Raw genomic sequence first — 22787 nt, forward strand, 5'->3', positions numbered from 1 at the left:
AACGTCACGCTGCGCGACCGGCATGATGATTTTGCAGATCAGGTTAATGCTATTGGTATTGGTGCAATGCGCCGACGCTCGGCGCGAACCATAGCGCCATCAGTGCGGCTTGCGCGTTTCTCAGGCAGGCATTTTGTATTCTAGGAGCGGAGCACGTGACGCGGCGACGCGATACGGCCGGCCAAGGTTGCCGATGCCATCTCAAAGCTGTCGGCGATGCGGCGCGCTCTGTCGATGAACAGCGCGGCTGCCTGCGGCGGGCAGACCTCGCGCGCGGTCTGTTCGAACAGATCTAGCCAGCGGTCGAAATGATCCCCGACCAAGTTCAGTGGCATATGCGCCCGCATCGGCGAACCATGGTAGCGGCCGCTCATCAGCACGACCGACGACCAGAAATCCCGGAGCTTGGCCAGATGCTCGTCCCAATTCTGAACGATCACGAACACCGACCCCAGCAACTCATCCTCGCGCACGCGCCCGTAGAAACGGGTCACGAGTTCCCCGATCATCTCTTCGGTGATCCCCGTGCGCTCGATTGCATCCTGGGTCAGCAAATTCCGCCGCGCGGCCGCCGCCTCGCGCTCGGCCTTCAGTCGATCCGACATGTCCCTTGTTATCCGTTCCGTTGTTCCCGCAGGCCGCCCGTTCGACATTGTCGGGCCGATTGCGCGCGGCGTCTTTGTCGCAGCGCAAATCGCGGGGTCTGGCGGCGAGCACGCAACGCCCGCCGCCCGCGCCATTGTCAGGCGCTGTAGGTGTAGAAGCCCTGCCCCGTCTTGCGGCCGAGATGGCCGGCGTCGACCATTTCCTTGAGCAAGGGGGCCGGACGGTATTTGGGGTCGTTGAAGCCTTTGTAAAAGACCTCCATCACCGACAACATGGTGTCGAGCCCGACGAGATCGGCGAGCGCCAACGGTCCGATCGGATGGTTGCAGCCGAGCTTCATGCCGGCATCGATCTCTTCTGCCGTCGCAATCCCCTCCTGCAGCGCGAAGATCGCCTCGTTGATCATCGGGCACAGGATGCGGTTGACGGCGAAGCCGGGGCTGTTCTTGGCCGTGATCGCCACCTTGCCGACGCGCTTGGCGAAATCGAGCGCCTTGGCGTGGGTGTCGTCGGAGGTCTGCAAGCCGCGGATGAGCTCCAGCAGCGCCATGACCGGAACCGGATTGAAGAAGTGCATGCCGATGAAGCGGTCGGGCCGGTCGGTCGCCGCGGCGAGCTTCGTGATCGAGATCGACGAGGTGTTCGTGGCGAGCAGCGTGCGCGGTGACAGCGTCGCGCAGAGATCCTTCAGGATCTTGACCTTGAGTTCCTCGTTCTCGGTCGCGGCCTCGATGACGAGATCGCAATCGACGAGCTTGGCGCGGTCCGTGGTGCCGGTGATGCGCTTGAGCGTGGCGTCGCGATCGGCCGCCGACATCTTCTCCTTCTTGACCAGGCGCTCGAGGCTGCCGCCAACCGTCGAAATCCCGCGGTTCACTGCCGCATCGGAAATATCGACCATCACGACCGAAAGCCCGGCCGCGGCACAAATCTGCGCGATGCCGTTCCCCATGGTCCCTGCCCCGATGATGCCAACGGTCTGGATCATTGCCTCAAATCCTTCATCCTTGTGGACGTGCCATACCGGCCCCGTCCCATTGTTCCTGGATCAGGGTCTAGCACCGCTCCCGGGCGGGTGCGACCTGATCCTGTCCCTTCCTTAAAGCATCCAAGGCGGGAATAAAGCTGCCTTTCGGCCGCGAAACGGCATGATTCGCGCTCCCGGGCCTGTTTGGCCCGGCCAATCTGCGGCACCCGTCTCTGGAAGCGCCGAGCGTTCGGAAGCACCGAGCTCGAGGCGGTAGCGGCTCAATCGAGACGAAGTACCTTGCCCGGATTCATGATGTTCTTGGGATCGAGCGCTCGCTTGATCGTGCGCATGATGTCGAGCTCGGTCCGGGAGCGATAGTGCTGGAGCTCGTCGAGCTTCTCGATGCCGATGCCATGTTCCGCCGAGATCGAGCCGCCCATGGAGGTGACGAGGTCGTTGACGGCCCGTGTGATTGCCGCGGAATACTGGGACAGCGTATCGAGGTCCATGCCCTTCGGACCCATGAAGGAGAAGTGCACATTGCCGTCTCCGATATGGCCGAGCGGATAGGGGCGGATCGTCGGCAGGATGGCGAGCACGGCATCAAGACCGCTGTCGATAAACTCGGGGATCCTGGAGACCGCGACGGACACGTCGTAGCTCAAGCCCGGCCCTTCTGTGCGCGATGCGTCGGCCACGCTCTCGCGAATTCGCCACATGTTGCGCGACTGCGCTTCGGTTTGCGCGATCACCGCATCCAGCACCCGGCCCGCCTCGAGGTGGTCGGCCAGGAACTGCTCCATCCTGTCCGACATGCCCGTGCCGCCGTCCTGCCGTGGCCGGGCCGACGACCATTCGAGAAGGAGATACCATTCGGTCTCAGCCTTGAGAGGATCCTGGGTGCCGGGAATGTGGCGCAGCACCATGTCGGTGCACGCACGGCTGATGAGCTCGCAGGAACCGACATTGTCATCGGAAGCGGCATGCGCCTCCGACAGAAGGTCGATAGCGGCTTTGGGATCGCGGATTGCAAGCCATGCCGTGCATACGTCTTTCGGCGCCGGCCAGAGTTTCAGCACCGCCTTGGTGATGATGCCGAGCGTCCCTTCGGCGCCCATGAACAGATGCTTGAGGTCATAGCCGGTGTTGTCCTTCTTGAGTGCGCGCAGGCCCTCCCAGACATCGCCATTGGCCAGCACGACCTCCAGACCCAACACCAGATTTCGCGCATTGCCATAACGCAGCACCTGCACGCCGCCGGCATTGGTGGACAGATTGCCTCCGATCATGCACGAGCCCTGAGCACCGAGGCTGAGCGGAAAGAGGCGGTCGTGGCGCGCGGCTGTGTCCTGAAGCGTCTCGAGGATGCAGCCTGCCTCCACGGTCATGGCGTAGCCGACGGGATCGACATCCAGCACCTGGTTCATGCGACCGAGCGACAGCACGATGCCGCGGTGCATGGGCCACGGCGTAGCGCCGCCCATCAGGCCGGTGTTGCCACCTTGCGGAACGATGGCAATGCCGTTGTCGTAGCAGAGCTTGACGACAGCGGAGACTTCCGCGGTGCTGGCCGGACGCACGACCGCCGCGGCCTGCCCCGCCAGCGTGCCGCGCCAGTCGGTCACGAAGGGCAGCTTGTCTGGTTCGTCGAGGATCAGGCCTTTGTCGCCGACGATGGCCCGCAAGCGGTCGAGAACGGCTGAGGCGACGGGTGCGGTCGGAATCGAGGGAGCGCTGGGAAGGGCTGCACCCGGCATGTGTTCCTCTCTTTTCGGCCGTTCGGCGCCTTGGGGCGCGCCAGCCTTCGTTCTTGTTTTCATTCTGGGCGGTGGTGCGATGACCCTAGCATAAGGGTCGCGCTTGCGGGAACGTCTCCGGCAGTAAACGTCGTGCGGATTTGCCTGGAATGCTGAATGCAGGCGCACTTCCGCCGAGGTCCCGCATACCGTACTGTGCCCCGATCAAGTTCGGATTGGAGATCATGAGCCGCTTCTGGAGTCCGGTCGTCCACACGCTTTCGCCGTACGTCCCCGGCGAGCAGCCCAAGCAGGACGGCATCGTCAAGCTCAATACCAACGAGAATCCCTACCCGCCCTCGCCGCGCGTGCTGGCGGCGATCGCATCGGCCGCGGAGCGGCTGCGCCTTTATCCCGATCCTCGCGCGACGCGCCTGCGCGAGGCGATCGCGGCCCATTGCGATGTGGCGCCCGAGCAAGTGTTCGTCGGCAACGGCTCCGACGAGGTTCTGGCCCACACCTTCCAGGCGCTTCTGAAGCACGAACCACCGCTTCTATTCCCCGACGTCACCTACAGCTTCTACCCCGTCTATTGCGGCCTCTATGGAATAACGCACGACGAGGTGCCGCTCGATGCTGCGATGAGGATCGATATCTCCGATTACAGGCGACCATCGAGTGCCATCCTCCTCTGCAACCCGAACGCTCCTACCGGCATCGCGCTTCAGCGCGACGCAATCGCATCGCTGCTGGCCGAACAGCCGGACCGGCTGGTGGTGGTGGACGAGGCCTATGTCGATTTCGGCGCCGAGAGCGCCGTGCCGCTGGTTGCACGCCACGACAATCTGCTGGTCATCCAGACCTTCTCGAAGTCGCGCTCGCTCGCTGGCCTGCGGGTTGGTTTTGCCATCGGCCAACGACCACTGATCGAAGCGCTGGAACGGGTGAAGGACAGCTTCAACTCCTATCCGCTCGATTGCCTCGCGATCGCCGGCGCCGTCGCCGCGATCGAGGATGACGGCTGGTTCCGAGACACCCGTGCCCGCATCATCGCAAGCCGCGAAACCTTGGCCCGCGATCTCAGACAGCTCGGCTTCGAAGTGTTGCCGTCGCTCGCCAACTTCGTCTTCGCACGCCATCGAAGCCGGAGCGGAGCAGATCTCGCGGCAGCGCTTCGGCAGCGTGGCGTTGTGGTCCGTCATTTCGGAAAGCCGCGCATCGAGGACTTCCTCCGCATCACGGTCGGAACGGAGGCCGAGTGTGCCCGGCTTGTTGAAGTGCTGCGCGGCTTGATCTGAGCCCCGACGGTGCCATGCCGCACGGGGCTTTGATTCCGGTCAAATTCGGGTTACCAAACCGCTCCGCCGTCGCCTTGCACGACGATGCCCTCAGGGAAATATACGTGAATCACCTCCGCAGCCCCGGAATCGACGCACCCCAGCCATGGCGGCGGGCGCCGAAGCTCGGGCACGGATGAACGACTTCGCGCGATCCATCGGCGCCGCATTCGCGCTGATCGGCGAGGCCGACGCAGAGCTTCTGCGCATCGTCGGACTGTCGGTTCGCGTCAGCCTGACCGCCAGCATCCTGGCGCTTCTGATTGGGGCGCCGTTCGGAGCCCTGCTTGCGATCACCCGGTTCCGCGGACGGCAGGTCATCATCGTCCTCACCAATGCCTTGCTTGGTCTTCCGCCGGTGGTGGTCGGGCTCGCGCTTTATCTCCTGCTGTCGCGCTCCGGCCCGCTCGGGCCCGCCGGCCTGTTGTTCACGCCGGCGGCCATGGTGGTTGCGCAGACGCTGCTCGCGACACCGATCGTGGTCGCACTGGTGCACCGGCCGGCGAGCCTGCTGTGGGCGGAGTATGGCGACCTGGCGCGGATCGACGGGCTGTCAACGCTACGCAGCATCGGCTTGCTGTTCGCGCTGGGCCGGACCTCGCTGCTGACGGCCTTTCTCGCAGCCTTCGGGCGCGCGATCGCCGAGGTCGGCGCCATCCTCATCGTCGGCGGCAACATCCGCGGCTTCACGCGCACGATGACGACCGCGATCGCGCTGGAGACCAGCAAGGGCGACTTACCGCTGGCGCTCGGGCTCGGGCTGATCCTGCTCGCACTCAGCGTCGCAGTGTCGACCGTCGCCTTCCTGCTAGTGGGGCGCGTTGGGGAAAAATAGCTGCTCGCCCCCGACCTTGTAGCCGGCGATGGCCTCCTGCCCCCCAGGAGAGATCAGCCAGTCGATGAAGGCCTGCCCGTCCCGCGCCCTCACGTTTGCATGCTTGGCCGGATTGACCAGCATGACGCCGTACTGGTTGAACAGCCGCTTGTCGCCTTCGGTCAGGACGGCGAGCTCGCCGCGGTTCTTGAATGACAACCAGGTGCCGCGGTCCGATAGGAGATAGGCATTCGACGACGACGCCATGTTCAGTGCCGGGCCCATGCCCTGACCGATCTCGCGATACCAGCCGTCTTTGGCGGCACGGAGGTCGACGCCAGCCTCCTTCCAAAGCCGCAATTCGGCGGCGTGCGTGCCGGACTTGTCGCCGCGCGAGATGAACGGCGCCTTCGCGGCCGCGATCCTGCGCAGCGCCTCGGCCACGTCCTTGCCGCCGGCGATCTTCGCGGGATCGCTCTTCGGCCCGACAATGACGAAGTCGTTGTACATGACGTCGAAGCGCTTCACACCCTCGCCTTCGGACATGAACTTGTCTTCGGCAGGCCTGTCATGGACGAACACGACGTCTGCATCGCCGCGCCGTCCGATGTCGAGCGCCTGGCCCGTGCCGACGGCCACGACCTTCACGTCTATGCCCGCGGCCTTCGAGAACAGCGGCAGCAAATAGCCAAACAGCCCCGACTGTTCCGTCGACGTCGTCGAGGCCACAGTGATGGCGCGCTCCTGCGCCACTGCGATAGTGGACCAGAGCAGAACCGCTCCGAGAGTCAGTATCCTTTTCATGCCTCGTCCTTACACCAGATGCCCGATGTTCCAAACTCTACCGTCGATAGAGCCCTACAGGGAACGCGACAAGCGCCCCAAGGCGCTTGGTCATGATCCTCGCGACGTCTCCCCGTGAGGAACGTCCGCTCCGCGCGCAAGTTGTCCTCACGTCAACCCAGGAGGAAACCAGATGAAGAAGATCATTTTGGCATCCGCATGCATCATGGCGCTGGCGACCGGCAGCGCCTTTGCGCAGACACAACCCGCCCCAGGCGCATCCGGCCAGGGCGACGTTGGCCCCTCGTCGCGGGGCCCCGCGACCAAGGGCATGACGACCGGCGCATCGTCGAACATGCAGAACGAGGCCGCCGACAGCAAGGGCAAGCAGACTCCGTCGGCGGGCGGCAGCAACACCAATAACATGGGCAGCCAGGCCGGCGGCGGCGCTGGCTCCGGAAAGTACGCCGGCATCGGTCGGAAATTCTGGAGAGGGGGCGATCGCCCCCTCTCCCCAGACGCCTTCGTGCGGCTCAAGTATGTCGTCACCGATGTTATGCGTGAAGGGTTTGCTGTCGAACGAAGAGTATTGGCGGGCGGCACCTTGACTACAGTCACGCGGCAAAACTGAAAGCGTGGATGTTCTGCAATTGGTCCCATCTACATTGACATCAGTGTGACAGCCGGGGATTTTTACATTGCTGGCGAATCAGCGATGGCCTTAAGCCGAGTACCTCTTGGACAACTCCCAGTGCTTTCGAGACTGATATCGTTGCTGCGCCGCATCCCCGCGGTGAAATGGGCGTTCAAACGGCTTCGGCCCGCGCCGCACGGCGGCAGCATCGACGTCGCGCCTGATACCGCAGACGCCTCGCTCGCCCTTGTTGCTGACATCGCAGAAGCCGCGGAGGTTCTCGACACCAGCATCGGCGCGGATCCGACGCACTGCGACCCCGCGGTCGCAGCTTCAGCCCCCGAAGACGACAGCGCCAGCCCTGTCATCGCGGAGAGCACGTCGGAAGCGCCAGCCGATGTCAGCGGCAGCGGCGAATCATCCCCGGAGACGGCGGCGGAAGTCGAGCCGGTCGTCGTAGGAGCTTCGGTCGCGACCATCGACGTCCTGCGCGAAGCGATCGACGTCCCCGAACTCATCATCAACAGAGATCCAACTTCCGAACTCGCGGCCGACGTTGAGCCCGTTGTCGCGGAGAAGGCCTCGTCTGTCGATGTCGAGGTCGTCCCGGTTGACGCGATCGCGCCCGTCGTCGACGTGGATGCTTTCTCGACTCTCGACGACACGTGCGTCGCGTTCGCGGATCGCGACATCTCGCTGGAGCATGTCCCCGAGGAGAGCATCGACAGCGATCCCTCCGACGGCGAAGTGGAAGATTCCACCGAGACGCCCGGCGTCGTCACAACTATCGAGCCAGCTCCGGCCCTTGTGTCTCCCGCTCCGGAGATCCCGAGTGCACCGAAAGCTCGCGTGAGAGCCGTAGAACCCGCCGACCGCGCCACGCTGATCCGGCAGCGTTGGGCGGAGACCGGGATCAGGATGTGGAATCCGCGGCTTCACGGCGCCGGCGATGCCACGCTGAACATCCAGGGGAGCGTCGGGCTGCTGCCGCCCGCGCCCGGCGAGACGATGCCGCGCTACGACAAGCTGGAATTCAGGATGCTCGGCGGGCAGATCGTTTGCGAAGGCGTGATTGTCGAAGCACCCGCGCATGCAAGCCAGCGCAGTTTTACGCGGCTCGCCGAGCCGGGGAAACCCGACCGTGTCCGCGAGCCAATGCGCGAACGCCAGGCCGCCCTCGCCTGACCCTTTATTCCCTGCGCTCAAGGGATAGGATAGCCCTTCCAGACCCACTCTAGCGCCGACGGCAGCGTCTGCGCGATCGTGGGACGGTCGACGTGCTTGGCGTTGCGCACGAACAGGAACTGATAGTGGTAGCCCTTCTCCGCCAGCACCTTGGCCATCAGCGCGTTGGAGAGGGTCCAGTCGTGCATGCCGTCGGGAATGGTGGGGTTCGGATAGAACAGGTCCTGGTCGCCGCCGAAGAACCAGAAGCGGATCGGCTTGGCCGGCGCAGCGACGATCAGCGGCACGCCGGGCGGCTCGGCCGGCCTGAGCACGCCCGCCTTAGAGATGAGATTGGGTGTGGCCGGCCCCGTCCATGCGCTGTGATATTCCCAGGCGCCACCGCGCAGCGACGGGTCATGCGGCCATTGCTGGTTGACCATGGTCGGCGAGAACGCCAGCACGCGGTGATAGAGATCGGGATAGAACCACGCCATGGTGAAGGCTGCCAGGCCGCTCGAACTCAGCCCCATGGTCGCACGCCCATCGGGATTTTTGGTCAGCCTGACCTCGGCGTTCTTTTCGACCAGCGGCAGCACTTCACGCTCGACGAATTGCGCGTAGGCGCCTGACACCGCGTCATATTCGCGGCCGCGCTGACTGCCCTGCGCGTCCTGCCCGCCATTGCCGATCTGGATCGCGATCATCGGCGGCACGCGGCGCTGCGCGATCAGATTGTCGAGCGTGACGGTGAGATCCTTGTAGGCGTTGGAGCCGCCGTCGCCGACCACGATGAACGGCGCCTCGGTGCCGCGCACATATTGCGCCGGCACGTAGACGTCGATGGTGCGCGACCAGATCCCTGGATGGCTGGTGGTGACGATCATGTGCGACTTGTCGTTCGGCGCCGTGATGGTCGTCATGATCGAGGAATTGGTGCAACCGGCAAGATCGTCGCGGATCAGGCCCGGATTGTAGATGGTGCTCTCCTTCGACGACAACGTGAAGGACTTTGTCGTCCCACGCGGCACGCCCTCCTTCGCGATCGTCTCCGGCGCAGGATTGTGGGTGGGACCGACGATGAAATTGCCCTCGGCGCCCGGTGGCGGCAGCGTTGCGTCAGGAAGCTCGGTGGCGCGCGGGTAATTGGGATTGGAGGGATCGCGCGTCGGAGGCGCCGTCTTGAAGTCGAGACCCGTCGTATCGATGAAGAACGGGCCCGCCTTGTCGGCGGTGTTGGCCCCAGGCGGCACAGCCATATTCTGGGTGACGCAGGCCGGCTGCGAGAAGGCAATCGAAGTGAAGGAGACGAGGGAAATCAGCGTCCCCGTAAGGACGGAGAATGATTTGGTCATTTCAGCTCCCGATGGCGACGAGTCTTTCTGGCTCGCCTTGGGGCAAAGTATGGCGAGCCGACTGCGCGCGGTCAAACCTCAGCCGGCCGCGTTGCAGCGATGGCCGCCATGGTCAAAACGGACAGGCACAGTTATTCCGCGCATTGCCACGAAATCGTCGGTGCGACAATACGTTGCGCTGGCGCACATGGTTAGCGGAGCGTAGCCGCTACTTATGCAGGCTCTTTCAGCCAATCCCCGCACTTCCGCCGCCGGATATCGTTAACGCAGCCTCACCGGTGCGCGTATCGAGAAGATCAGCGGCGCGTCGAACCTCTCGCGAAAGACTCCAATCTAACGCGCCCTTTACCCTCGCCGTGCAAGATCGGCCGCGTTTTGAAGGAATCCAGGGCTGAAATTGCAATGCCTGTCACCAATTTGAAGTCTCATCTAGCTGCCGTTGTGGAGCTGTTTCGGGTGCCGGCCGACAATCCGGAACTGATGCGCGCGCAATTCGACGCGTTCTCAAAACAAATCCCGCTGCTCTATTTCATCCTGATCACAAACACGATCGCGGTGGCTTATACCTATGTGCCGCTGGCACCGCCCTCGCTCAGTATGATCGTGCCCGCCCTGTTGATCGCGATCACAGGCTTTCGCACATTCTGGTGGCTGCGCCAGCGCCGTGTCGTGCGCACCGATGCCGACATCCTGCGCAATCTGCGCTTTACCAACTGGATCGCGGCGCCGATCGGCGCAGGCTTCACAGCATGGTCCTTCGCACTCTACCCTTACGGCGATGCTTTCGCCAAGAGTCAGGTGGCCTTCTACATGGCGGTGACCGTGATCGGCTGCATTTTCTCGCTGATGCATCTGCGCTCGGCGGCACTGATCGTGACGCTGGTCGTCGACGTGCCCTATGTGCTGTTCTTCTGGGCCACCGGCGAGCCGACGCTGAAGGCGATCGCCGTCAACAATCTGCTCGTGTCGGGGGCGATGGTGACGGTGCTGTTCATCTACTATCGGGACTTCGCCGATCTCGTCGCGAGCCGCAAATCGCTGCTGGCGCAGCAGGCCGCCACCCAGGCCCTTTCGGACGAGAACTTCCGCCTCGCCAACCTCGATTCCCTGACGGAGTTGCCGAACCGCCGCCGCTTCTTCGCCGAGTTGTCGAGCGCGTTCACCGATGCCGAGCGCAGGAACGTTCGAGTCGCGGTCGGGATCATCGACCTCGATGGCTTCAAGCCGATCAATGACAATTACGGCCACTCCGTCGGCGACCGCGTTCTGATCGAGGCGGGCCGGCGCATCCGCGAGGTCTGCGAGGGCTTCGGTCCGCAGCGGGTGGAATTCGCCAGGCTCGGCGGCGACGAGTTTGGTCTCGTCGTGTGCGGCGACCCTGACGATACGGATCTGATGCGGCTCGGCGAACGCGTTGGTGACCAGGTCAAGCTGCCCTACCAGCTCGACACCGCCCATACCGGGCTGTCCTGCTCGATCGGCTTCGCGCTATTCCCGCAATCGGCAACGACGGCGGAAGCGCTCTATGAATGCGCCGACTATTCGCTCTATCACGCCAAGCGCCATCTGCGCGGCCGCACCGTGATCTTCTCGAGCGAGCTCGAGGCCGAGATCCGCAGCCGCGGCGTCATCGAGAATTTGCTGCGCACCGCCGATTTCAGCACCGAGATGGACCTGGTGTTCCAGCCGATCGTAGACGCCATGAGCGAGCACACCGCCGGCTTCGAGGTCCTGGCGCGCTGGCACAGCGCCCGCCTTGGCCTGGTTTCGCCGGCCGACTTCATTCCGGCCGCCGAGCGCATCGGCCTGATCCGGCCGCTGACGCAGGCGCTGCTGGTACGTGCGCTCGCGACGGCCAGGACCTGGCCCGACCACATCCGCCTGTCGTTCAACCTGTCCGCCCACGACGTCTGCTCGCCCGAGGGCATCCTGCCGCTGATCACCATCGTGGAGAAGAGCGGGCTGCCGCCGCGCCGGATCGACTTCGAGATCACCGAGACCGCCGTCACCTTCGATTTCGTACGCGCGCAACAGTCGATCGCGGCATTGAAGGCGATGGGTTGCGGCATTTCGCTGGACGATTTCGGCACCGGCTACTCCTCGCTGAGCCACGTGCACTGGCTGCCGCTCGACAAAATCAAGATCGACCGCAGCTTCATCGCCGACGTCAACGACAATCCAGTGAGCCACAAGATCATCAAGTCTCTCACGGGCCTCTGTGACGACATGGAGATCGCCTGCGTCGCCGAGGGCGTCGAGACCCGCGCTCAGCTCGACACCTTGCGCCGGCTGGGATGCGACTTCATCCAGGGCTACTACTTCGCAAAGCCCATGCACGGCGACGCGATCGACGAGTATCTCGCAAAGGAACGCCAACGCCTCAGCGGCGCCGGAGCCAGGGTCGTGGCCTGAGTCGCGCCTAGCGCAGGCTCGGCAGATCGAGCCCTTTGTCGCGGGCGCAGTCGATCGCGGTGTCGTAGCCCGCGTCGGCGTGGCGCATGACGCCGCTGGCAGGATCGTTCCAGAGCACGCGCGCGATCCGCTTCGCCGCTTCCGGCGTGCCGTCGGCGACGATCACCATGCCGGCATGCTGGGAATAGCCGATGCCGACGCCGCCGCCGTGATGCAGCGACACCCAGGTCGCGCCGCTGGCGCAATTGAGCAGCGCGTTGAGCAAGGGCCAGTCGGACACAGCGTCCGAACCGTCCTTCATCGCTTCGGTTTCGCGGTTGGGGCTCGCCACCGAGCCGCTGTCGAGATGGTCGCGGCCGATCACGATGGGTGCCGTCAATTCGCCACGCGCCACCATCTCGTTGAAGGCAAGGCCCAGGCGATCGCGATCGCCGAGCCCGACCCAGCAGATCCGCGCCGGCAGGCCCTGGAACTTGATGCGCTCTTTGGCCATGTCGAGCCAATTGTGCAGGTGCTTGTCGTCAGGCATCAGCTCCTTGACCTTGGCATCGGTCTTGAAGATGTCCTCGGGATCGCCCGACAGCGCAGCCCAGCGGAAAGGCCCGACGCCGCGGCAGAACAAGTGACGGATATAGGCGGGGACGAAGCCGGGGAAATCGAAGGCATTCTTCAGGCCCATGTCCTGCGCCATCTGGCGGATGTTGTTGCCGTAGTCGAGCGTCGGAATGCCTTGCGCATGGAAATCCAGCATGGCCTGGACGTGCTCGACCATCGAGATCTTCGAGGCGCGCTCCACGGCCTTGGGGTCGGCGGCGCGCTTGGTCTCCCACTCGGCGAGCGTCCAGCCCTTCGGCAAATAGCCGTTGATCGGATCGTGCGCGCTGGTCTGATCGGTGACGATGTCGGGCCTGACACGACGCCGGACCAGCTCGGGAAATATCTCGGCGGCATTGCCGAGCAGGCCGACCGAGACCGCCTTCTTCGTCTTCGCCGCCTCCGCCATGATCGCAAGCGCCTCGTCGAGCGTTGCGGCCTGGCGATCGAGATACCCGGTGCGCAGACGCATCTCGATGCGGCTCGGCTGGCATTCGACCGCCAGCATCGAGGCCCCGGCCATGGTCGCTGCCAGCGGCTGCGCGCCGCCCATGCCGCCGAGACCGGCCGTCAGAATCCATTTGCCGGCGAGGCTGCCGCCGTAATGGCGACGCCCGACCTCGACAAACGTCTCGTAGGTGCCCTGCACGATCCCCTGGCTGCCGATGTAGATCCAGGAACCCGCCGTCATCTGGCCGTACATCATCAGGCCCTTGCGATCGAGCTCGTTGAAATGATCGAGCGTCGCCCAGTGCGGCACGATGTTGGAGTTGGCGATCAGCACGCGCGGCGCGTCGGCATGGGTGTGGAACACGCCGACCGGCCTGCCGGACTGGACCAGCAGCGTCTGGTCGTCCTCGAGCTCGCGCAGCGAAGCAACGATCCGGTCGAAGCTCTCCCAGTCGCGCGCGGCGCGGCCGATGCCGCCATAGACGACCAGCTCGCTCGGACGTTCTGCAACGTCGGGATCGAGATTGTTCATGAGCATGCGCAAGGGAGCTTCCGTCAACCAGCTCTTGGCGCTGATTTCGCTGCCGCGGGGCGCGCGAATGGTGCGTTCATTGTCCAGTCGGCGGTTCATGCGGAGCACCTCGTCAGGCAAGCGTCGGAAACGGGTCGGTTGAAAGTACGGCGAGCACCGCAGCCGGCAGCGCGTCGGCCTCGACCAGCGCAGCAGCCTTGGCGAGATCGCCGGCCATGTAGCGGTCGGCGCCGAGCTGCGGCACCTGCTCGCGCAGTGCGGCGATGACGGCGGCGAGCGGCGCGCTGGTCGCATGCGGCGCGCGCAGTGTGATGCCTTGGGCGGCCACCAAGAACTCGATGCCCAGGATTGTGGCGAGATTGTCCGCCATGTCGGACAGGCGCCGTGCAGCATGCGCGGCCATCGAGACATGGTCTTCCTGGTTGGCACTGGTCGGCGTCGAGTCGATCGAACAGGCGGCCGCGCGCTGCTTGTTCTCGGCATAGAGCGCGGCCGCCGTCACCTCGGCGATCATGAAGCCGGAATTGATACCGGGATCGGGAGTGAGGAACGGCGGCAGGCCGAAATTGAGCGCGGGATCGACCAGCGTCGCGATGCGCCGCTCGCTGATCGCGCCGATCTCCGACAGCGCGAGCGCGATGGTATCCGCCGCAAAGGCCACCGGTTCGGCATGGAAATTGCCGCCGGAGACGATCTCGCCGGTCTCGACCAGGACGAGCGGATTGTCGGTGACGGCATTGGCTTCGACGATCAGCGTCCGCGCCGCCTGCACGATCAGGTCGAGCGCCGCGCCCGCAACCTGCGGCTGGCAGCGCAGGCAATAGGGATCCTGCACGCGCTCGTCGCCTTCGAGATGCGATAGGCGGATGTCGCTGCCGTCGAGCAGCGCCATCAAGCTTGCCGCGGCCGCGATCTGTCCGGGATGGCCGCGGAGTGCCTGGATCTCGGGGCGGAACGGCGCCGTGGAGGCCATCGCCGCATCGACCGACAGCGCGCCGGTGACGAGCGCGGCACGGGCCAGGCGAAATGCGCGCAGCACGCCGGAGATGGCGTAAGCGGTGGAGAATTGCGTGCCGTTGATCAGCGCGAGCCCTTCCTTGGGACCGAGCGTCAGTGGCGGCAGGCTGGCCGCGGCGAGCGCATCGCTACCCGACACGATCTTGCCGTCGACGATCGCCTGCCCTTCACCGATCATCACAGCGGTCATATGCGCGAGCGGCGCGAGATCGCCGGAAGCGCCGACCGAACCTTGCTGCGGCACCAGCGGTGAGACGCGCCGCGCCAGCATGGCCTGCAGCTGCTCGATCACCTCGCGGCGCACGCCGGAGGCGCCGCGCCCGAGCGAGATGATTTTCAGCGCCATCATCAGACGGACGATCGGTTCGGGCGTCGCCGTGCCAACGCCGCAGCAATGCGAGACGATGAGATTGCGCTGGAGCAGCGCGGTCTCATCAGGCGGGATGCGCTTCGACGCCAGCTTCCCGAAGCCGGTGTTGATGCCGTAGACGGGAGCATCCGCTCGCGCGGCCCTTGCCACGATCTCCGCGGCCGCGTCGACGCGCGGCCAGAACGAGGGATCGAGAACGACAGATGTGCCTTCGAGCACGCGCGCGAGATCATCGAGGCTGACCGTTCCCGGCTTGACAACGATCGGCGCGCCCCGCTCCGTCACTGTCCCCTCCACACCCGGCGGTGCAGCGGATTGAAGCCGATGCGGTAGACCAGCTCGGCAGGGCGCTCGATGCCCCAGATCGCAAGGTCGCACCATTTGCCGGCCTCGAGCGTGCCGGTATCATGGAGCACGCCGAGCGCTCGCGCGCCTTCGCGAGTGACACCGGCAAGGCACTCGGTCACGTTCATCCGGAACAGCGTCGCGCCCATGTTCATGGCGAGCAGGAGCGATGTCAGCGGCGAGCTGCCCGGATTGCAGTCGGTCGCCAGCGCCATGGCAACGCCGTGCTTGCGGAATGCCTCGACCGGCGGTTTTTGCGTCTCGCGGATGAAGTAGAAGGCGCCGGGCAGCAGCACGGCCACCGTTTGAGCTTTTGCCATTGCCGCTGCACCGGCTTCGTCGGTGTGCTCGAGGTGATCGGCCGATAGCGCCGAGAATTTTGCGGCGAGCGCAGCACCGCCGAGGCTCGAGAGCTGGTCGGCATGCAGCTTGACCGGCAGTCCAAGCCGGCTCGCCGTCTCGAACACCCGAGCCGTCTGCTCCCCGGAGAATGCGATACCCTCCATGAAGGCATCGACGGCATCAGCCAGGCCCGCCTGCGCGACCGCCGGCAACATCTCCCTGCAGACGAGATCGATGTAGCGATCCTTGTTGCCGTCGGCCTCCGGCGGCAGGGCATGCGCACCAAGAAACGAGGTTCGAATCGCGACCGACCGCTGACGACCCAGGCTTCGCGCGGCGGCCAGCTGCCGCATCTCGGTCTCGGTGTCCAAGCCGTAGCCGGACTTGATCTCGACCGTGGTGGCACCCTCGCCAATCAGCGCATCGAGCCGCGGCAGCGCGTGTGCTACGAGCTCGGCCTCGCTTGCCTTGCGTGTCGCGGCCACCGTCGAGACGATGCCGCCGCCGGCGCGCGCGATCTCCTCGTAGCTCGCGCCCTTCAGGCGCAGCTCGAATTCATGGGCGCGGTTGCCGCCATAGACCAGATGGGTGTGACAATCGACGAGACCAGGCGTGATCCAACGCCCCTCGCAATCGATCCGGTCGGCTGCATCGGCGCTCGCCGGAAAATCGGCCTGCGAACCCGCATAGACGATACGGCCGCCGCGCGCAGCGATCACGCCGTGCTCGATCTCGCCGAGATCGGGACGGTCGGCCCGCATCGTGGCGAGCCGGCCGTTATGCCAGATCCGGTCGAAGCGCTCTGCCATGCAACTGTCCCTTCGCGGATGCCCCTGCGCCCTGGGATGCTTGACTTATATGTCTAGACATATAATCGTGTCGCGGTTCTGTCCAGCCGGCATGGAAACATGACACGACTGCATTTCGCCTCCGCGCTCCTGCCCTCGGGCTGGGCCAATGACGTGCAGGTGGTGATCGCCGCCGGCGCGATCGCCGAGGTGACGCCGGGCGTGACCCCGGCCTTCGGCGACGAACGCCACCAGATCGCGCTGCCGGGATTGGCGAGCCTGCACAGCCATGCGTTCCAGCGCGGCATGGCGGGGCTTGCAGAACTACGCGGCGATAGCGCCGACACCTTCTGGACCTGGCGCGAGACGATGTACCGCTTCGCGCTGGCGATGACGCCTGACGACGTCGCAGCGGTCGCGACCTTGCTTTATGTCGAGATGCTGGAGCAGGGTTTTACCCGCGTCGGCGAATTCCATTATCTGCATCATGATCGCGACGGCTCGCCCTACGCCGACATCGGCGAAATGGCCGCACGCATCGCGCAGGCGGCAGAGGCCTCGGGTATCGCGCTGACGCTGCTGCCGAGTTTTTATGCGCATGGCGGCTTCGGCGGCGCGGCGCCGCACGCCGGCCAGCGCCGCTTCATATGTACGGTTGATCAATTTTCCGCGCTGATGGCGGCCTCGCGCAAGGCGATTGCACGATTGCCGGACGCGAATATTGGCATCGCGCCGCACAGTTTGCGCGCGGTGGCGCCGGACGAGCTTGCAGCGATCATTCCGCTCGCGGACGGGGGACCGGTGCACATTCATGCCGCCGAGCAGGTGAAGGAAGTGGAGGATTGCCTGGCGTGGTCCGGACGACGTCCAGTGCAATGGTTGCTGGAGCACGCGCCCGTCGACCGACGCTGGTGCCTCATCCACGCGACCCACACGACGGATGAAGAAGTCACTGCCTTCGCCAGGATCGGCGCGGTCGCCGGACTCTGCCCCATCACCGAGGCAAGCCTTGGCGATGGCATTTTCCCGGCCCGCGAATTCGTCGGTGCCGGCGGCGCCTTTGGCATCGGCACGGATTCCAATGTGCTCGTTGGCGTCGCCGACGAGCTGCGCCAGCTCGAATATGGCCAACGGCTCAAGCACCGCGGGCGGAACGTGCTCTCCGCTGGCCCAGGCCGCTCGACGGGGCGCGCCCTGTTCGATCATGCGCTTGCAGGCGGTGCCCGGGCCTTGGCACAGACGTCAGTCAGTCTCACGCCCGGTGCGCGCGCCGACATCGTCACGCTCGACATCACGCATCCCTCGCTGGCGGGGCGCGCGCACGACTCCGTCATGGACGGCTGGATCTTTGCTGCGGGCAGCGGTGCGATCGATTGCGTCTGGGTCGGCGGCGACAAGGTGGTCGAAGGCGGCCAGCACAGACTGCGCCAGGCCGCGCGCGAACGCTTCAACGCATCAGTGCGGAGGCTCGTTGCATGAGTCTCGCCACTGATACGACCGACCAGCCGACGCTGTACAAGCGAATCCGCGCCGATATCGAGAACCGCATTCTGACCGGCGAGTGGCCGCCCGGGCATCGCATCCCATTCGAGCACGAGCTGGTCGCGCGTTACGGCTGCTCGCGCATGACCGTGAACAAGGCCCTGTCGGAGCTCGCGCAAGCCGACCTGATCGAGCGGCGGCGACGTGCCGGCTCCTTCGTCCGCCGGCCGCAACACCAGTCGGCCGTGCTCAAGATCGCCGACATGCGCGCCGAGATCACCGGGCTCGGGCGCGCTTACGGCTACGAGCTGATCGGCCGCAAGCTCCGCACCGCAACCGCTGCCGACCGCGACCGCCTCGGCGTCAAGAAGGCCGGCAAGGTGATCGCGATCACCTGCCGCCACAGCGCCGACAACGTGCCTTTCGCAGTCGAGGACAGGTTGATCGATCTCGCGTCGGTGCCGGATGCGGCGACCGCGGATTTTTCGCGTGAGCCGCCCGGCTCGTGGCTGCTTCACCATGTTCCATGGACCGAGGCCGAGCATACGATCAGCGCTATCGTCGCGGACGATCGCACGGCGGAAGCGCTCGACATCGCCGTCGGCGCACCCTGCCTCGTGATCGACCGCTATACCTGGCGCAGCACGCGCACGATCACCGCGGTGCGGCTGCTCTATCCCGGTGACTCTCACCGCCTTGTCGCCCGATTCAAGGGAGGCTGAGAGGACGATGTCGGCACAAATCGTGCAACGCTTCGGGCAACGGTCCATGAGGACCGACCAAGATCAACAGGACGTCAATCCATCGATCGGCAAGAGGACGACTATCATGCGTAGTTCGAAAGTATTTGCGGCAGTCATTGCGCTTACGGTCTCCACCCCCGTGCTCGCCGACGACGTCAAGGTCGGCGTCGGCATCTCCGGATGGACCGGCTTTGCGCCGCTGACGCTGGCGAAGGAAGCCGGCATCTTCAAGAAGAACGGCCTCGACGTCACCATCAAGAAGATACCGCAGAAGGATCGCCATCTCGCGATCGCGTCCGGTGACGTCCAGTGCGCGGCAACGACCGTGGAGACCTGGATCTCCTGGAACGCCAACGGCGTCGCGACCAAGCAGATCTTCCAGCTCGACAAGAGCTACGGCGCCGACGGCATGGCCGTGCGCAACGAGCTCGCCTCGATCAAGGATCTGAAGGGCAAGACGGTTGCGGCTTCCGCGCCCGGCACCTCGCCCTATTTCGCGCTGGCCTGGATGCTCAAGAAGAACGGCCTGTCGGTGAAGGACGTCACCGTCGTGAACCTCGAGCCGGCGGCGGCCGCACAGGCCTTCGTCTCCGGCCAGAACGATGCCGCGATGACCTATGAGCCGTATCTGTCGACGGTTCGTGCCGCACCCGACAAGGGCAAGATCATCGCGACCACGCTCGACTATCCGATGGTCATGGACACGTTCGGCTGCACGCCGAAATTCCTCACCGAGAACCCGAAGGCCGCCAAGGCGCTCGCCGACAGCTATTTCGAGGCCCTCGACATGATCGCCAAGGACCAAGCCAAGGCCTACGAGATCATGGGCGCCGACGTGAAGCAGACCGGCGAGGCGTTCGGCAACTCGGCGAAGTATCTGCGCTGGCAGGACAAGGCCGCCAACCAGAAATTCTTCGCCGGCGATTTCCTGACCTTCAACAAGGAAGCCACCGACCTCCTGCTGGAGATCGGCATCATCAAGGCCGCGCCGAAGGTCGAGGATCTCTTCGACGCGAGCTACATCAAGTAAATCTCCCAGGAGCCGCCGGCCCCGTCTCGCGACGGGGCCGGTAAACTTGTTCACCGTCCGGATAGACATTTAGATGCGTCCCCTCGATCCCGTGACGTCAAGGCAGCGCGTGGCTTACGGCCTTGCGTTCTTCGTGGTGTTCGTTGCCCTGTGGTCCTGGGCGACCTTCGGCGGCCACGTGTCGAAGGTGTTCCTCGCCAATCCGCTGACCATGGTGCAGGAAGGCGTCGATCTGATCATCAAACAGGGCTTCCTATTCGACATCGGCATGACGATCTGGCGCGTCGTCGGCGGCTTCGTGCTGGCCGCCATCATCGCCGTGCCGTTCGGCGTGCTGATGGGCGCATACAAGCCGGTCGAGGCGTTCCTCGAACCGTTCGTCTCCTTTGCGCGCTATTTGCCGGCGTCCGCCTTCATTCCCCTCCTGATCCTGTGGGCTGGCATCGGCGAACTGCAGAAGCTGCTCGTCATCTTCATCGGCTCGGTGTTCCAGATCATCCTGATGATCGCGGTCACCGTCGGCACCACGCGGCGCGACCTGGTCGAGGCGGCCTATACGCTGGGTGCCAGCGACCGCGGCATCATCCGCCGCGTGCTGTTGCCCTCTTCCGCCCCGGAGATCGCCGAGATCCTGCGGCTGGTGCTGGGCTGGGCCTGGACCTATGTCATCGTCGCCGAACTGATCGGCTCCTCCTCCGGCATCGGGCACATGATCACCGACAGCCAGGCGCTGCTCAACACCGGCCAGATCATCTTCGGCATCATCGTGATCGGGCTGATCGGCCTCGCCTCGGACTTCCTGTTCAAGGCGTTCAACGCGTGGCTGTTTCCCTGGAGGCTCGCATGACGATCCTCAAGATCGAACAAGTCTCGCGGACCTTCCCCGCGCGTCACGGCAACGCCCCGACGAGGGCGCTGGAGCCGACCGATCTCGTGATCGGCAACAACGACTTCGTCACCATCCTCGGCCCTTCCGGCTGCGGCAAGTCCACGCTGCTTCGCATCGTCGCCGGCCTCGATCGACCGACCGGCGGACGCGTGGTGCTCGATGGACGCGAGGTGACCGGCCCGGGCGCCGATCGCGGCATGGTATTCCAGTCCTACACGTTGTTTCCCTGGCTGACGGTGCGCGAGAACATCGCCTTCGGCCTGCGCGAGCGTGGCGTGTCCGAGGCGGAGCGAAACAAGATCGCTGACGCCTTCATTCGCCAGGTCGGTCTGTCCGGCTTCGAGAACCATTGGCCAAAACAACTCTCCGGCGGCATGCAGCAGCGCACCGCGATCGCGCGCGCGCTCGCCAATGATCCCAAGATCCTGCTGCTCGACGAGCCCTTCGGCGCGCTCGACAACCAGACACGCGCCTTGATGCAGGAAATGCTGCTCGGGATCTGGGAGCGCGACCAGAAGACCGTATTGTTCGTGACCCACGACATCGAGGAAGCGATCTTCCTCGGCAGCCGCGTCATCGTCATGAGCGCGCGTCCCGGCCGCATCAAGGCCGAGATCAATGTAGACCTGCCGCATCCGCGCTCCTACAAGATCAAGACCACGCCCGAATTCGTCCTGTTGAAGGAACGGCTGGTCGAGGAGATCCGCACCGAGGCGTTGAAGGTTGCCGAGCATGCCTGACACCTTTTCACGCGCCAACGGGATGCGCGTTCTCGCCGATCTCAATGCGCTCCGTGCCATCGGCGCGTACAAGACCGGCGTGCACAAACCGACCTTCTCCGAGCCGCACAAGCTTTCGCTGGATTGGCTGATGCAGAAGCTGCCCGACGCGGGCCTCACCGCCGCGATCGACGGCATCGGCAATGTCTTCGGCACCAGCGCAAAGTCGGGACCCAAGCTGCTGGCGGGATCGCACCTCGAGAGCCAGAACTACGCCGGCTGGCTCGACGGCCCGCTCGGTGTCGTCTACGCGCTCGAAGCGGCCCGCGTGCTCAATGGCGATCCCTTGCTCGAAGGCGCGGTCGAACTTGCCGCCTGGTGCGACGAGGAAGGACACTTTGGGCACTTCCTCGGGTCGCGCTCCTATGTCGGGCAAGTGACAGAGGCCGACATTGATGCCGCACGCGACCGCACCAGCGGCCGCACCATGCGAGACGCACTCGCCGAGATGGGGCTCGCAGGACGACCGCGCACCACCGCCGAGCCGGGGCGGTACGTCGGATATCTGGAAGCCCATATCGAGCAGGGCGACACGCTTGAAAGCGGTCGCCTTGCGATCGGCGTCGTCACCTCCATCGTCGGCATCTGGCAATACCAGATCAATTTCGTCGGTGAGCAGAATCACGCCGGCACCACCCGCATGGCTGCACGGAAGGATGCCGGGCTGGCGCTTGCAAAGTTCTGTGTCGCGATCGACGCGCGTTTTCCCGAGAGCTGCGGCCCGCGCACGGTCTGGACCACCGGCCGCATCACGCTCGATCCGGGCGCGCCGAGCATCATTCCAGGTGGTGCCGAAATGCTGTTCCAGATCCGCGACGACGATCCTTCCGTCATCGCGCGGCTGGAGCAACTGCTGCGGAGCATGGCGGACGAGGCCAGCGCGAAGGGTCCCTGCACCGTCGCCGTGGAGAAGATTCGCACTGGCGCGCCCGCGATGATGAATTCGGGCTTTCAGGATGCGATCGAAGCCGCGGCCAAGGCCGTCGCCGGCGGACGGTCCGTCCGCATGCCCAGCGGCGCCGGCCACGATGCGCAGATGCTTGCGGCCGTCATGCCCGCGGGTATGCTGTTCGTGCCGTCGATCGGCGGCATCAGCCATCACTGGACCGAGAACACCGCCGATGCCGACATCATCACCGGCGCCCAGGTGTTCGTCGACGCTTGCCGGAGGATACTCGGCGGCTAGGCTCGTGTCCCGGACGCGCTGCAGCGCTCTTGCGCTGCTGCGCAGAGCCGGGACCCAGGGGCGACACGGCGTAATGCGGAGAGATGGGCCCCGGCTCTGCAGCGCACCGCAAGAGCGCTGCGCTGCGTCCGGGGCACGAGAGCGAAATCCATCGTTGCATCCGAATCTAACTTGCAGACGCAGCTTCTCATCCTCGCGGCTGATTTCGCCCGAGCTTTGCTTCAGTCGCTCCACCCTCTTTTCCAAGAGGGCGCAGGGAAGGCCGGGTGCTGACCTCGCACCCGCGGTCCGCTGCGCGAAAGCACACGCAGGAAAACCGCACAGCAGCATACAGGTGGTGCCAATCACTCGACCTTCCCTGCGCGATGGTCGGACGGCTTATGCCGTGCTCTCCCGGGAGCCGAACTTTCCTTCTGGCCTCCCTCGCCC

Annotated in this window: 19 protein-coding genes; 11 read left to right on the forward strand and 8 right to left on the reverse strand. The window is 64.9% G+C overall.

Features of this window, described 5'->3' with window-relative positions; genetic code table 11:
• Window positions 1–140 precede the first annotated feature (140 nt).
• The 3 genes from AC0L3S_RS24870 to AC0L3S_RS24880 all read right to left on the reverse strand — a co-directional run bounded on the left by AC0L3S_RS24870 (window position 141) and on the right by AC0L3S_RS24880 (window position 3333).
• Window positions 141–605, reverse strand: coding sequence for a group III truncated hemoglobin (locus AC0L3S_RS24870; protein ID WP_473264959.1), 465 nt, complete (start codon window positions 603–605; stop codon window positions 141–143).
• A gap of 137 nt (window positions 606–742) precedes the next feature.
• Window positions 743–1594: a 3-hydroxybutyryl-CoA dehydrogenase gene (locus AC0L3S_RS24875; RefSeq protein WP_473250896.1), complete on the reverse strand. Its 852-nt coding sequence runs from the start codon at window positions 1592–1594 to the stop codon at window positions 743–745.
• 260 nt (window positions 1595–1854) lie between these two features.
• Window positions 1855–3333, reverse strand: a complete 1479-nt coding sequence (locus AC0L3S_RS24880) for an FAD-binding oxidoreductase (protein ID WP_473281895.1) — start codon at window positions 3331–3333, stop codon at window positions 1855–1857.
• 224 nt (window positions 3334–3557) lie between these two features.
• On the opposite strand from AC0L3S_RS24880, the gene hisC reads away from it, so the two are divergent.
• Together hisC and AC0L3S_RS24890 are read left to right on the forward strand one after the other, a co-directional pair.
• Window positions 3558–4610: a histidinol-phosphate transaminase gene (gene hisC, locus AC0L3S_RS24885; RefSeq protein WP_473281897.1), complete on the forward strand. Its 1053-nt coding sequence runs from the start codon at window positions 3558–3560 to the stop codon at window positions 4608–4610.
• 175 nt (window positions 4611–4785) lie between these two features.
• Window positions 4786–5484: an ABC transporter permease gene (locus AC0L3S_RS24890; protein WP_473264962.1), complete on the forward strand. Its 699-nt coding sequence runs from the start codon at window positions 4786–4788 to the stop codon at window positions 5482–5484.
• Here the strand turns inward: AC0L3S_RS24890 and AC0L3S_RS24895 are convergent.
• Entirely contained in the window at window positions 5458–6267 is an 810-nt protein-coding gene (locus tag AC0L3S_RS24895; protein ID WP_473281899.1) for an ABC transporter substrate-binding protein, read from the reverse strand. The genes AC0L3S_RS24890 and AC0L3S_RS24895 overlap by 27 nt on opposite strands.
• Before the next feature lie 172 nt (window positions 6268–6439).
• Here AC0L3S_RS24895 and AC0L3S_RS24900 point away from each other — a divergent pair, with 172 nt between their 5' ends.
• Together AC0L3S_RS24900 and AC0L3S_RS24905 are read left to right on the forward strand one after the other, a co-directional pair.
• The gene (locus tag AC0L3S_RS24900; RefSeq protein ID WP_473281903.1) at window positions 6440–6877 is read left to right on the forward strand and encodes a hypothetical protein; all 438 of its coding nucleotides are present in this window, start codon (window positions 6440–6442) and stop codon (window positions 6875–6877) included.
• Between the two features lie 120 nt (window positions 6878–6997).
• Window positions 6998–8065 (forward strand): hypothetical protein, encoded by a 1068-nt coding sequence (locus AC0L3S_RS24905; RefSeq protein ID WP_473281905.1) that lies wholly within the window; start codon window positions 6998–7000, stop codon window positions 8063–8065.
• Between the two features lie 17 nt (window positions 8066–8082).
• On the opposite strand, the gene AC0L3S_RS24910 is transcribed toward AC0L3S_RS24905, so the two are convergent.
• Window positions 8083–9399 carry an alpha/beta hydrolase gene (locus AC0L3S_RS24910; protein ID WP_473281907.1) on the reverse strand — a complete coding sequence of 439 codons (1317 nt, stop codon included), beginning with the start codon at window positions 9397–9399 and terminating at the stop codon, window positions 8083–8085.
• Window positions 9400–9801: 402 nt separating this feature from the next.
• Here AC0L3S_RS24910 and AC0L3S_RS24915 point away from each other — a divergent pair, with 402 nt between their 5' ends.
• Complete coding sequence (locus AC0L3S_RS24915) at window positions 9802–11811, forward strand: putative bifunctional diguanylate cyclase/phosphodiesterase (protein WP_473281910.1); 2010 nt, start codon at window positions 9802–9804, stop codon at window positions 11809–11811.
• Window positions 11812–11818: 7 nt separating this feature from the next.
• Here AC0L3S_RS24915 and hutU read toward each other — a convergent pair whose 3' ends face one another.
• The 3 genes from hutU to hutI are packed head-to-tail and all read right to left on the reverse strand — an operon-like array spanning window position 11819 to window position 16270.
• Window positions 11819–13486: a urocanate hydratase gene (hutU, locus tag AC0L3S_RS24920; RefSeq protein ID WP_473281912.1), complete on the reverse strand. Its 1668-nt coding sequence runs from the start codon at window positions 13484–13486 to the stop codon at window positions 11819–11821.
• A gap of 13 nt (window positions 13487–13499) precedes the next feature.
• A complete protein-coding gene (gene hutH, locus AC0L3S_RS24925; protein ID WP_473281914.1) occupies window positions 13500–15059 on the reverse strand; it encodes a histidine ammonia-lyase in 1560 nt (519 codons plus the stop codon).
• Complete coding sequence (gene hutI / locus AC0L3S_RS24930; protein ID WP_473281916.1) at window positions 15056–16270, reverse strand: imidazolonepropionase; 1215 nt, start codon at window positions 16268–16270, stop codon at window positions 15056–15058. Before hutI ends, hutH begins: the two co-directional genes overlap by 4 nt.
• A 99-nt stretch (window positions 16271–16369) precedes the next feature.
• Here hutI and AC0L3S_RS24935 point away from each other — a divergent pair, with 99 nt between their 5' ends.
• From AC0L3S_RS24935 to AC0L3S_RS24960, 6 genes are all read left to right on the forward strand, one after another.
• Complete coding sequence (locus AC0L3S_RS24935) at window positions 16370–17728, forward strand: formimidoylglutamate deiminase (protein ID WP_473281918.1); 1359 nt, start codon at window positions 16370–16372, stop codon at window positions 17726–17728.
• A complete protein-coding gene (hutC, locus tag AC0L3S_RS24940; protein WP_473264972.1) occupies window positions 17725–18453 on the forward strand; it encodes a histidine utilization repressor in 729 nt (242 codons plus the stop codon). Before AC0L3S_RS24935 ends, hutC begins: the two co-directional genes overlap by 4 nt.
• A gap of 106 nt (window positions 18454–18559) precedes the next feature.
• Window positions 18560–19504: an ABC transporter substrate-binding protein gene (locus tag AC0L3S_RS24945; RefSeq protein WP_473281920.1), complete on the forward strand. Its 945-nt coding sequence runs from the start codon at window positions 18560–18562 to the stop codon at window positions 19502–19504.
• Between the two features lie 73 nt (window positions 19505–19577).
• On the forward strand, window positions 19578–20351 hold the full coding sequence (locus tag AC0L3S_RS24950; protein WP_473281922.1) for an ABC transporter permease: 774 nt from the start codon (window positions 19578–19580) through the stop codon (window positions 20349–20351).
• On the forward strand, window positions 20348–21133 hold the full coding sequence (locus AC0L3S_RS24955) for an ABC transporter ATP-binding protein (RefSeq protein ID WP_473281924.1): 786 nt from the start codon (window positions 20348–20350) through the stop codon (window positions 21131–21133). Before AC0L3S_RS24950 ends, AC0L3S_RS24955 begins: the two co-directional genes overlap by 4 nt.
• Window positions 21126–22358 (forward strand): hydantoinase/carbamoylase family amidase, encoded by a 1233-nt coding sequence (locus AC0L3S_RS24960; protein ID WP_473281926.1) that lies wholly within the window; start codon window positions 21126–21128, stop codon window positions 22356–22358. The genes AC0L3S_RS24955 and AC0L3S_RS24960 overlap by 8 nt, the downstream gene beginning before the upstream one ends.
• The last annotated feature ends 429 nt before the right edge of the window (window positions 22359–22787 follow it).

This window comes from Bradyrhizobium sp. Ken01 (genome assembly GCF_055807355.1).